This window comes from Finegoldia magna ATCC 53516, assembly GCF_000159695.1.
Classification (GTDB): Bacteria; Bacillota; Clostridia; order Tissierellales; family Peptoniphilaceae; genus Finegoldia; species Finegoldia magna_F.
Map to the genome: position 1 here is coordinate 1,225,859 of NZ_CM000955.1, position 11,333 is coordinate 1,237,191.

At 34.1% G+C, this 11,333-nt stretch carries 10 protein-coding genes; 7 read left to right on the forward strand and 3 right to left on the reverse strand.

The genetic code is table 11. The features are described 5' to 3' along the window. Positions 1–46: 46 nt before the first annotated feature. Positions 47–568 carry a cysteine hydrolase family protein gene (locus tag HMPREF0391_RS05770; protein ID WP_002835996.1) on the reverse strand — a complete coding sequence of 174 codons (522 nt, stop codon included), beginning with the start codon at positions 566–568 and terminating at the stop codon, positions 47–49. A 164-nt stretch (positions 569–732) separates the two neighbouring features. On the opposite strand from HMPREF0391_RS05770, the gene HMPREF0391_RS05775 reads away from it, so the two are divergent. The 6 genes from HMPREF0391_RS05775 to HMPREF0391_RS05800 all read left to right on the forward strand — a co-directional run bounded on the left by HMPREF0391_RS05775 (position 733) and on the right by HMPREF0391_RS05800 (position 9,993). After that, entirely contained in the window at positions 733–2,382 is a 1,650-nt protein-coding gene (locus HMPREF0391_RS05775) for a putative manganese-dependent inorganic diphosphatase (RefSeq protein WP_035109401.1), read from the forward strand. A gap of 19 nt (positions 2,383–2,401) precedes the next feature. Continuing rightward, on the forward strand, positions 2,402–3,355 hold the full coding sequence (locus HMPREF0391_RS05780) for a ketopantoate reductase family protein (RefSeq protein WP_035109713.1): 954 nt from the start codon (positions 2,402–2,404) through the stop codon (positions 3,353–3,355). 244 nt (positions 3,356–3,599) lie between these two features. Then, the gene (locus HMPREF0391_RS05785) at positions 3,600–8,288 is read left to right on the forward strand and encodes an FMN-binding protein (protein ID WP_002835999.1); all 4,689 of its coding nucleotides are present in this window, start codon (positions 3,600–3,602) and stop codon (positions 8,286–8,288) included. After that, positions 8,285–8,968: a ferric reductase-like transmembrane domain-containing protein gene (locus HMPREF0391_RS05790; protein WP_002836000.1), complete on the forward strand. Its 684-nt coding sequence runs from the start codon at positions 8,285–8,287 to the stop codon at positions 8,966–8,968. Before HMPREF0391_RS05785 ends, HMPREF0391_RS05790 begins: the two co-directional genes overlap by 4 nt. Before the next feature lie 68 nt (positions 8,969–9,036). Further along, positions 9,037–9,372, forward strand: a complete 336-nt coding sequence (locus tag HMPREF0391_RS05795) for a hypothetical protein (protein WP_002836001.1) — start codon at positions 9,037–9,039, stop codon at positions 9,370–9,372. A gap of 114 nt (positions 9,373–9,486) precedes the next feature. Next, positions 9,487–9,993, forward strand: coding sequence for a glutaredoxin domain-containing protein (locus tag HMPREF0391_RS05800; protein WP_002836002.1), 507 nt, complete (start codon positions 9,487–9,489; stop codon positions 9,991–9,993). A 15-nt stretch (positions 9,994–10,008) separates the two neighbouring features. Here HMPREF0391_RS05800 and HMPREF0391_RS05805 read toward each other — a convergent pair whose 3' ends face one another. After that, entirely contained in the window at positions 10,009–10,572 is a 564-nt protein-coding gene (locus HMPREF0391_RS05805; protein ID WP_002836003.1) for a DUF3139 domain-containing protein, read from the reverse strand. After that, on the reverse strand, positions 10,520–10,762 hold the full coding sequence (locus tag HMPREF0391_RS05810; RefSeq protein ID WP_002836004.1) for a hypothetical protein: 243 nt from the start codon (positions 10,760–10,762) through the stop codon (positions 10,520–10,522). Before HMPREF0391_RS05810 ends, HMPREF0391_RS05805 begins: the two co-directional genes overlap by 53 nt. A gap of 130 nt (positions 10,763–10,892) precedes the next feature. Here HMPREF0391_RS05810 and HMPREF0391_RS05815 point away from each other — a divergent pair, with 130 nt between their 5' ends. Further along, positions 10,893–11,306 carry a DUF3139 domain-containing protein gene (locus HMPREF0391_RS05815; protein ID WP_002836005.1) on the forward strand — a complete coding sequence of 138 codons (414 nt, stop codon included), beginning with the start codon at positions 10,893–10,895 and terminating at the stop codon, positions 11,304–11,306. Positions 11,307–11,333: the final 27 nt, after the last annotated feature.

An 11,333-nucleotide genomic window follows, 5' to 3' on the forward strand; every position in this document is an offset into this window, starting at 1 on the left:
AATTATTTCCTTTACATAAAAAATATATGTTTTTTAGCCTGCTATTTTACTTTACCACGACTTGTACTCCTTTGAGTATGTCGAATGTTTCTTTGTTTAGTTTTTCATCGAAGCTATCAGTCAAGTTTTTGTCGACTATTACTGTTGCTTCTGGGTTGAATGTTTTGGCGAGTATTGCGTTGGAAAGTATGCAGATGTTGGATACAAGTCCACACAATTCTATTTCTGAGAATTGGTGTTCTTTTAAGTAATCACAAAGTTCAATACTACCAAATGTTGGTTTTTCGATTAATATGTCTTCTTTTTCTACTAATTCAGCTACTTTTCCGTACAATTTGTGTCCGTTACTTCCTTTGATACAGTGTTCTACTGGAAGAAATTTGCCTTCTTGTGTGTTCAAATAATTTTCTTCGTGAGTATCGAATGTGAATATGATTTGTTCATTGTCTTTTCTTGCTTTTTCGATTCTGTCACAGATTTTGTCTTCGAGTTTGTTTGCATCGTCAAATCCCAAAGCTCCGTCTACGAAATCATTTTGAAAATCTACTACGATTAAAAGTTTATCCATTTATGTCACTCCTTTAAGTTATTATATCTCAAATACAAAATTTTTTACAATAAGTGTTTAAATTATCAAAAGATTGGTATATAATCATAAAGGTTAGGAAAATAAAATTAAACAATCAATCGGCAGAAAAATAATGTTTGGTTGATTTTTATGAAGGAGAAAATATGGATAAAATATATATAACTGGTCACAAAAACCCTGATACAGATTCTATCTGTGCGGCGTTATCTTATCAAGAATTGAAGAAAAGAACAGGAGAAGAAAACGTCGAAGCGATAAGACTTGGCGATGTCAACAGAGAAACTCAATTCGTGTTGGATTATTTTGGAGTGGATGCGCCTACTTTCAAGGACTCAATGAAGCCACAAGTCAAAGATTTGAACTTCGATGTGGCAACATGCGTGTCCCAAAACGCGAGCCTTTACAAAGCGACTAATATTATGCAAGAAAAAAATGTCGCTAGTTTGCCAGTAATCGACATCGAAGAAAGACTTCTTGGAGTTGTGTCAATTTCTGATATCACAAAATGTTACATGGAAGTGTGGGACGATCAAATCCTTCACCACTCAGAAACTCCTGTGGAAAACATCATCGATGTTTTGAGCGCAAATATTTTGAATATTCCAGCAGAAGACAGAGCGTTATCCGGGAAAATGGTCGTAGGAGCGATGGATCCGAAACAAATGGCAAAGTATTTGGAAGAAGATGACATCGTGATTTTGGGTAACAGAGAAGACTCACAAATAGATGCGATAGATAAAAATGTGTCCATGATTATACTTACTGGTGGCAACAAATTATCAGATGAATTGATAGAAAAAGCAAAACAAAAAGACATAATAGTAATTTCTACGGAATTCCAAACATACATGGCAGCACGTCTTCTTCCACAATCTGTGCCTGTAAATTACGTCATGACAAGAGATGATGTGGTTAATTTCACATTGACAGACACTGTTGAAGATGTGAAAAACACAATGTCCAAGACAAGATACAGATCATATCCAGTAGTTGACAATCAAAACAAAGTTGTGGGAAATATTTCCAGATATCACGTTATCAATGAAGAAAAGAAGAAGCTAATCTTGGTGGATCACAACGAAAGAAACCAATCAGTTGATGATATGGAATGCTGCGACATCACAGAAATCATCGACCACCACAGAGTTGCAAATGTAGCTACACAAAACCCAGTTTATTTCAGAAATGAACCTGTTGGATCAACTTGTACAATTCTTTCTAAAATGTTCTTGGAAAAAGGAATTGTTCCTACAAGACAAACTGCGGGATTGTTGTGTTCAGCGATAATTTCCGACACATTATTGTTCAGATCGCCGACTGCAACTGAAACAGATAGAATGATTTTGGATAGAATGGCAAAAATCGCCAACATCAACCCGGAAGAATTTGCGATGGAAATGTTCAAAGCTGGAACATCTTTAGAAGGAAAATCACCAGCAGATTTGTTAAACACTGATGTGAAGACATTCAACATCGAATCATACACTTGTAGAGTAGCGCAAATCTTCTCAATGGATTTGGATAATCTTGGCAAAATCAAAGACAGTTTATTAGAAGAAATGAACAAAATTAGAAACGACAAGAAAGAAGCTACATTTGTACTAATTCTTACAGATATCTTCAGAGAAGAAAGCGAAGTTTTGGTTTCTGGAATGTTCCAAGAACAATTAGCAGGAGCCTTCGATACTAAAATCGACAACAATTCATTCTTGGCAAAGGGACTTCTTTCAAGAAAAAAACAAATGATCCCAAAACTTAACCAAGCTGTGTTAAAATATATCCAAGAGAATTAATTTGAAAGGGAGAGATAAATTGAAAATTACAATTTTAGGGGCAGGAGCAATGGGTTGTATGCTTGCAAAAGCAATCGAATCTCCTGGTAACGAAGTCAATTTAGTAGATCCATACGAAGCACACATGGAAAAAATTAGAAAAGATGGAATCAGAATTATCGACAGAACTGGCGGCGAAAGCACAGTAAAAGTAACATCTGCAAACACATCTTCAGAAAATTTGGAAGTTCAAGATGTCGTTGTAATTCTTGTAAAAGGATACGACACAGAAAAGATTTTGACTGAAAATATGAACATCGTAGGCGACAAAACAGTCGTAATGACACTTCAAAATGGTATCGGCAACGTAGATATATTGAAAAAGTACATCAAAGAAGAAAACATCGCACAAGGAATTATGTTCATCTCTGCATCTATCGAAGAACCAGGAGTTATCAGTGCAGGATACGACAGCGACAAAACCAACGTAATATTTGGCGCTATCAATGAAAACCACGACGATAAATTGTTCCACGAAATCGAAAAAACATTCAGCATGAACGACATCAAAACAGAATTAAACCCAGATGTAGACAGAATTATGTGGAGAAAATTATATATCAACGCAATCTACAACCTACCTTGCGCAGTAATGCATTTGTCTACAAAATACACTAGAACTGACGAAAATTCTGTAGCAATTTTAAAAGCTATCTCAGACGAATTCATAGAAGTTACTGACAAATTGGGCTACGACTTCGACGGCGACAAGCTTTTCAGAAAATACGTCACAGATGCATTCGAAGAATACGGAGACATACTACCATCTGCAGCGCAAGACACACAAAAACACAGAAAAACAGAAGCAGAATTCTTAAATGGAGCAATCGTAAGACAAGCGAAAAAACTTGGACTAGAAGCTCCAGTTAATGAAACAATCTACAGATTAGCAATGGTTCAAATGAACAACTACGACAATATGTTTAGTTTGTAAAATAAAATACGACAATTATTGCCACCAATAATTTTGGAATTTATCCAATTTTATTGGTGGTTTTTGTTTGCTAAAATAAAAAAGCAAATAAAAGGACATTAAATTTATTTAGAAAAAGTATTGCGTTTTTTAAGAAATTTTTTTATAATAAAAAGCGATACTGATAATCAAAACCATTTGTGAGCTGATGAATAGTTCATAAGTTGGAAAATATTAGTATAAATTTCTTATAGAAAGGAAAAATATGGATAGAGATAAATTAAAAAAATATTTATCTTTTACTCTTGCTACATTAGTAACAGTTGCGATGGCGTTTTCTATTGTTTCTTATAATAAAAAACACAAGATAAATTACGCTACAAACAACAAAACACAAATAGCATCTGGTAGTAATGTAGAGGGATTAAAGGATGGAGAATACGAAGGAAATAGCCAGGGATACGGTGGAGATTTCAAGGTCAAAATTAAAATAAAAAATGGAGAATTGTCGGCGATTAATGTCGTAACAAACAATGAAACACCTGAATATTACGAAAAAGCATCTGTAATTATTGCGCAGATTTTGGAAAAAGGAAACACCGATGTGGACTCTATTTCAGGGGCGACGATTTCATCTGAAGCGATCAAAAACGCTGTAAGAGATGCGCTACATAAAGCTGGTTCAAAAAAAGAAAAACTAAAACTAGCACAAAAAACACAAAAACATAACACACCAAATGTAGCCACAAAAGAACTAAAAGATGGAGTGTACGAAGCAAGTTCCAATGGTTATGGTGGAAGATTAGCAGTAAGAGTCACTGTAAAAAATGGCAAATTGACAAATATTGATGTGATTTCAAATAACGAAACGCCGTCGTATTTTAACAGAGCATCTTCTGTGATCGACAGAATTCTAAGCACAGGAAGTGTGAATGTGGATTCTGTTGCAGGAGCGACAATATCTTCAAACGCGATTAAACAAGCAGTATCCAAAGCGTTGGCACAAGCAGGTTCCAAGGAAAAAGCGAAGATTTCAAAAGTAAATCCAAACGCAAAATCAGGCAAGAAAAGCATCAGAAATCTTGTCGGAAAAATTTCCGTAGGAAGCAAACAAATAAAAGATGGTCAGTACATAGGAACCGCACAAGGTTTCAACGGGCCAATCAAAGTAAGAGTTACAGTAAAAGAAGGATCCATTGCGAAAATAGAAATATTATCTCATCACGATGATAATCCATATTTCCAAAGAGCTTCTCGTGTAATTTCGAAAATTCTTGGAAAACCTGGGAAATCAGTGGACACGGTATCCACAGCGACATATTCAAGCAGAGGAATTATCAACGCGGTGAATAATGCTCTGTCCAAAGCAGGAGTAGCGCCATATATATCAAAGGAAAAATCAAAAAATTCTAAAGAAAAATCTTCAGGAAATAAAAACCAAGAAAAAGAAAATAACAAAAAACCACAAAACAACCCAGAAAATAATTCAAAAACGAATAGCGGCAAAATAAATGACGCAAAACTAAAAGACGGTCAATACACAGGAGTTGCACAAGGATTCAGTGGGCCAATCACAGTTAGAGTTACAATAGCCAATGGATCAATTACAAATGTAGAAATATTATCTCATAGTGATGATGCACCATATTTTGCAAAAGCAATGTCTGTAGTTTCAAGAATTTTGGGAAAACCTGGAAAAACGGTGGACACAGTATCTCAAGCGACATATTCAAGTAGAGGAATTATAAATGCGGTCAACAACGCATTGTCCAAAGCAGGAGTAGCGCCAAATATATCCAAGGAAAATTCAGCAGGAAATTCTAAAGAAAATTCTCAAGGAAATTCAGGTAACAAAAACGAAGAAAAACCACAAGACATTCCAGAAAAACCAGAAAATAATAACACAAATAGCAGCGGAAAAATAAATGATGCCAAACTAAAAGATGGTCAATTTACTGGAATTGCACAAGGATTCAGTGGCCCAATCACAGTTAGAGTCACAATAACAAACGGATTAATCTCTGGTGTGGAAATAATTTCTCACAGTGATGATGCGCCGTATTTTGCAAAAGCAATGGCTGTTATTTCGAGAATTCTTGGAAAACCTGGAAAAACGGTGGACACAGTATCCACAGCGACATATTCAAGCAGAGGAATTATAGGTGCAGTCAACAACGCATTGTCCAAAGCAGGAGTCGCTCCAAACGAATCTAATCAAAAACCAGAAAAACCAGAAAAAGAAAACAACGAACAACCAGACAATAAACAACCGGAAAAGGAAAAACCAGATAAGGACAAGCCAGAAACGGACAAGAATGACCCACAAAAAATTGACGACGCTTTGAAAAAATACTACAACAATAATCCATTGAGAGATGGAGAGTATAGCGGATGGGGCATCGGTTACATCAACACAAGGAAAACTAAGACCTACATCAAAGTTGAAAATGGCGAAATAATCGACATCAAAGTAGGTCAAGATTCGGAATACGGAGACGATATGGGGCCATTTAGAAAAAAAGCTGAGAAAGTTTTGTCGTTCTTAAAAGGAAAAGAAGGACGACTCAATCTTGCAAAAATGGGATTATACCGCGAGTATTTCGAACAAATTAGAAACAGCAAAGATCCGAAATCCAAAGTAGAAGAATTATTTGGAAAACAATACAGTACACTTTTGAATGGACTTTCTGGAAACAACATTAAAACAGAATCTGATTTGACGCTACTTTCAAGAACCGTAAAGGCATACATGTCAGATAAATACAACTCGAAAGAAATGTTCGACAGCATAACGGGTGCGACTGTGAGCGCAAGTGGAATCGCACAATCGACAAGAGAAGCGACTGCAAAATCGTCAAATGATTACAAGAATAATTCAGATGTCAAAGAAATCAAGATTATATCACCTAAAAACAAAACAATTGAAGTGAACAAAAACGATGCAGCGGATTTTTCTGAAATGAAGATTATTGTGATCAAAAAAGACGGTTCATCTGAAAAAATCGGCTGGACAGATTTCCAAGCAAATGGAATTTCAATTACAGATGATAAGGGCAACGCGATTACGAATGATTTGTCAAAATATTCCGATACGAACGTAATCAAAGCAAAAGTTGTTCACGAAAAATCATTGTCATACGATGAGTTCAGAATTCTAATCGGAAACTACAGCAAGGATTATATCGTAGGATTGGAATACAGCGTTGACGGAATCAAATGGTACAGATTGGAAAACGCATCAAAAGATTTTGAAAACACAAACAACATCGCAGACAGACAAATAATTGATGCACCAACGTCATTTGAATTTTCGAAAGTAAAAATTCGCGCAGTATCGAAAAACAACAAAAGATACGAATATACAACATCAAACGCTGCAATCAACAACACTCAAGCGAACTATCATCTCGTATCGAAAGACAATCCGAACTTGCCAAGCGTAATATTTGTAACATTCAAATTGTCGGGAAATGAATCTGACAAGAAACTTGTCGAAGACAAAGAAAAAGAAAACCCACAAGAGAAAGAATCAGAAATAAAAGAAGAAATTGAAGTGGATCAAAAAGTAATCGACACAAGCTTGATGGATTCAAATGGGCAAAAATGGATCGAAGGAAAACCAATCAGACCGGCGACAGTTACAAGCTTGGATAAGGACGCGAAAATAATAGCGAAAATAGATGGATTGCCACAAGGATTATCATTTGACGGAACGACAATAACGGGAACACCACAAGTAAGTGAAGAAGGTTGGGGCGAAGATGGAAGTGGATTCAAAACAATCACACTAAAACTAAAAGCAGAGAAAAATGGAAAAATACTTGTAAGAAAACTAACATATTGGTTATACAGAGATAAAGATCGTGACGGAATATCAGATGACGACGATGTAGATAACGGAGAAAAATTCACACCACAAAGAAATGGAGCACAGCCAATAATAGTCAACGGAACAAAACCAACCATCGAAGATTACAAATCCAAGTTCTCAAACATCCCACAAGATGGATCGGTAGAAGTAACACTTGAAAAAGAACCTGATTATACAAAAGCGAGTGAACTTCCACAAAGAGTTAACCTGATTTTCAAAGTCAAAGGAATAAAAGAAGTTGGAAAAAGCTATGTGATGGTAATAGTGAAAAAACCAGTTGACAAAAAAGCTGAACAAGAAACAAAAGAAGAAATTCCTGTTGATCAAAAAGTAATCGACACAAGCTTGATGGATTCCAACGGACAAAAATGGATCGAAGGAAAACCAATCAGACCAGCAACAGTTACAAGTCTTGACAAAGATGCGAAAATAATTGCAAAAATAGACGGATTGCCACAAGAATTATCATTTGACGGAACGACAATAACAGGAACACCACAAGTAAGCGCAGAAGGATGGCCGGAAGATGGAAGTGGATTTAAAACAATAACACTAAAATTAAAAGCCGAAAAAAATGGCAAAATATTAGTGAGAACATTGACATACTGGTTGTACCGTGACAAAGACCGTGACGGAATATCAGATGATGATGACTTAGACCATGGAGAAAAATTCACACCGCAAAGAAATGGAGCGTCACCAATAATAGTCAACGGAACAAAACCAACCATAGAAGACTTCAAAGCGAAATTCTCCAACATTCCACAAGATGGATCGGTAGAAGTAACACTTGAAAAAGAACCTGATTATACAAAAGTAGGACAATTTAGAGTTAACATAATATTTAAACTTAGAAAAACACAAGAAATATCAAAATCTTATGTGTTTATCAAAATCGAGAAACCTGTTGTAGAAGAAAAAGACAATGAAAAAGAACCTATAAAAGATTCTTCAGATAAAAAGTCAGAAAAATCTCAACCAAAAAATGAAAAAAACAACTATAAAACTGATTTGAATATCGACACTAAAACACAAGATGAAAAACAAAAGAATTTGGAAAACTTAAAGGAGGAGATTAGATGACTTTAATAATAGGAATAATTTTCACTATAATATTTTATAGCTTAACAGCCCAATCAATAAAAAAACATCCGGGGGCATATTATCTAGGAATGTATGCGTGGACGGGACTAGTTGTGTGTTATTACAACATGGGTTACTACAGATATTTGCCAACTTGGTTCAACGATTATTTCATGAAAATATTCGCCAGAGGAATATTTGCAACGGCAACATTCATGATAGTAATGTTCTTAGGGACCGTTACAAAACACAATGATTTTTCAAAAAAACTGATGAGCATTCGTGGAGAAATGTCTATAATAGGAAGTTTGTTGGTGATAAGCCACAACATAATATTTGGAGTACATTATTTCCCAGTGCTTTTCACAAATCCCTTATCCTTGCCAAAAAGAGAACTAATCGCATCAATAATAACAATATTTTTATTGTTGATGCTGATTCCGCTTTTCGTGACATCATTTAAGGTAGTTCGTAGAAAAATGAACGCCAAAAACTGGAAGAAACTTCAAAGAATGGCATATCCATTTTTTATAGGAATTTATGTGCATGTAATGGTGCTTTATTCAAATAATTGGAAAGCACACATCTCTGGAGTTATAATTTATACGATTATTTTTGCAAGCTATGTTATATTGAGATTAAGAAAATCCATATATAAGAAGAAAAAAGCACAACGATAATTTGTTTTAGGTTGTTTGTATAATAATAATGATATAATGTAGTTATCATAAAAGAAAGGATAATCATTATGTCAACACAAGAAATTTACGAAATTACGAGAAATTATGCTGTAGTTACAGCGGTATTTCTAATGGTCAGCATTTTCAGCTTGTATTTATCATTAAAACGTAAAGATAATGGTATTTTACACATAGTGACAACAGTATTTCTAATAGCTTTGTCATTTGCAATGATGAACATGAACTTCACGATTACTTTGTTACACGACGGACTTATTTCAAATGATTCAATGCTTGTGAAATTCTGCTTGTACGGCTGGATATTGGCATTAGTATTGATGGGTATTAGCGCAATAATAACCATTAGAAATATCTTAAAACAGCGTAAAAAACAAACAAAATAGAATTACTAAAACGCAGACCACCAACAGTAGTTGGTGGTCTTTTACGTCTAAAATTTTACAGATTGATTATTACCTGTAAATATTATAAAATAAATTAAAAACAGGAGGGAACATATGAAAAATAAATTCAGATTAATCGTTTGCGTGAGCTTTATGTTGGTATTATTTGCAAGTTGCAACCAAAAACAAGATGAGCCTATAAAAAAAGCCACAGGAGTTGAATCCAAAAACGTAACCACAGAAGAAGACAAACAAAAAGCCATTGAAGAGTACGAACAAAACATCAAAGGCGTCAAGGAAATCAAAGTAGCAGAACTTGATGAAGTGAGTTCCGGAAAAGAAATCATAGTGTATCTTGGAAGAAAAACATGCCCAGATTGTCAGAAGTTTTCAAAAGTATTCAAACCATTCGTATCCAAATACGAAATCTACTACATAGATAGTGTCGCTGGAATCAAAAAATCTCCAGAAGATTTGAAAAAATTCAGAACCGACAACGACCTCAAAACAGTCCCAGCAGTGTTTCGAGTTAAAGACGCAAAAATCACCGATAGAATGAACATCGACGACAAAGTGGGGACTACATCAGAAGAACTACAAAAGTTTTTTGATAAGAAATAAGTCAAAGCCATAACGTTAGTTATGGCTTGTTGCTTTAGCCTCCCAATCATCATCTAAAGGAGGATATTTAAATTTTTGTCTTTCTTTAGGGCTCAGACTCTTATAATCATCTTTTGATTGGAATTCGATAGAATCTAGACTCATTTTACCAGGATTTGGGTAATCGTCGTAGGTATAAACGAGAGTAAAACCCTCAGGATCTTTTATCTGCACTCTGTATACTTGGTTTCCTTTTATATAATCTTTTATCGCTTTTATCTCTTTTATGTTATCTTTTTTTATCCCTTGAACTTCCATGTATTTGTACAACTTTTTGTATCCGTAATGTCTTTGAACAGGGACAGCTATAATCCATTTTATAGCTACAAAGACCACAAGACATATTAGTAGTATTTTGACTATTGAAAACTTTTTCTTTTTCATATATAACGCCCCTCTCTTTGAGATTATTATACTATAAAATACAAAGGAATCGAAGGTATGAAAATATTTTTTTTCTATTATTTTATTTATTAAAATTGTTAACTTACCATACTTCTTTTCCTGTAATTTTTCCCCAATCAATATCTTCTTTTTCATATTGCCCATTAAAATCTTCAAACAAATCTTCAATCTTCATTTCATCATCAGACGAATTTTCGATTATTAGTTTGTTATCCTCAATTTTTAAATCTAAAATATCATCGTCTTTCCAATTTAAAGCATCCAAAATCGACCTTGGAATTTGCAACACATGAGAATTTCCACACTTTGATAATTTGGTTTTCATAATTCCTCCAAACGCTAAATTATTAATATATAGTATATACTTTTTTTAAAAATTTTTGAATGTCATTTCATATTCCTCAGTAATTAAAAAAATAGTATAATTAAAATACAAACACGAAAGGAATGTAAAGATGAAAAAGATAGAACATACAAAATCAACAAAATTTAGAAAAATAATGAAAATAGTTTTTTGGGCAGTTCTGATTATATTTTGTATTAATTTAATTATAAAATATCCTGTACACAGGCACGTTGGTTTTGACAGGATGTATAAGTACATGGATATGCAGAAAATCCCAAGAAGTGATATCAAAAGTGTGAGGGCTTTCAGATCCACAAAAACGGACGATTATGTTTATTGGGTTGTGTTAAAAGATTTGGAAAATTATAGGTTTGAATATGGATATAATTTGAAAAAAGATAACATGTCATTGAATATTAGTAAGAAAGAATATGATGATGTGTACAAGTATATTAGTGACGAGGAAGTCGCTACATTAAAATATAAACCATTGAAAGAAAGCATTTACTATTTCAAGAAATAAAAATAGGATTGTAGATTTTACTCTACA

Bases quoted from the DNA above. Each gene is read 5' to 3' on its own strand.
- HMPREF0391_RS05805 (WP_002836003.1), bottom strand. From the start codon at position 10,572: ATGAAAAAGAAGATATTGATTGGGGAAAAATTACAGGAAAAGAAGTAT.
- HMPREF0391_RS05815 (WP_002836005.1), top strand. From the start codon at position 10,893: ATGAAAAAGATAGAACATACAAAATCAACAAAATTTAGAAAAATAATG.
- HMPREF0391_RS05795 (WP_002836001.1), top strand. From the start codon at position 9,037: ATGTCAACACAAGAAATTTACGAAATTACGAGAAATTATGCTGTAGTT.
- HMPREF0391_RS05790 (WP_002836000.1), top strand. From the start codon at position 8,285: ATGACTTTAATAATAGGAATAATTTTCACTATAATATTTTATAGCTTA.
- HMPREF0391_RS05800 (WP_002836002.1), top strand. From the start codon at position 9,487: ATGAAAAATAAATTCAGATTAATCGTTTGCGTGAGCTTTATGTTGGTA.
- HMPREF0391_RS05770 (WP_002835996.1), bottom strand. From the start codon at position 568: ATGGATAAACTTTTAATCGTAGTAGATTTTCAAAATGATTTCGTAGAC.
- HMPREF0391_RS05810 (WP_002836004.1), bottom strand. From the start codon at position 10,762: ATGAAAACCAAATTATCAAAGTGTGGAAATTCTCATGTGTTGCAAATT.
- HMPREF0391_RS05775 (WP_035109401.1), top strand. From the start codon at position 733: ATGGATAAAATATATATAACTGGTCACAAAAACCCTGATACAGATTCT.
- HMPREF0391_RS05785 (WP_002835999.1), top strand. From the start codon at position 3,600: ATGGATAGAGATAAATTAAAAAAATATTTATCTTTTACTCTTGCTACA.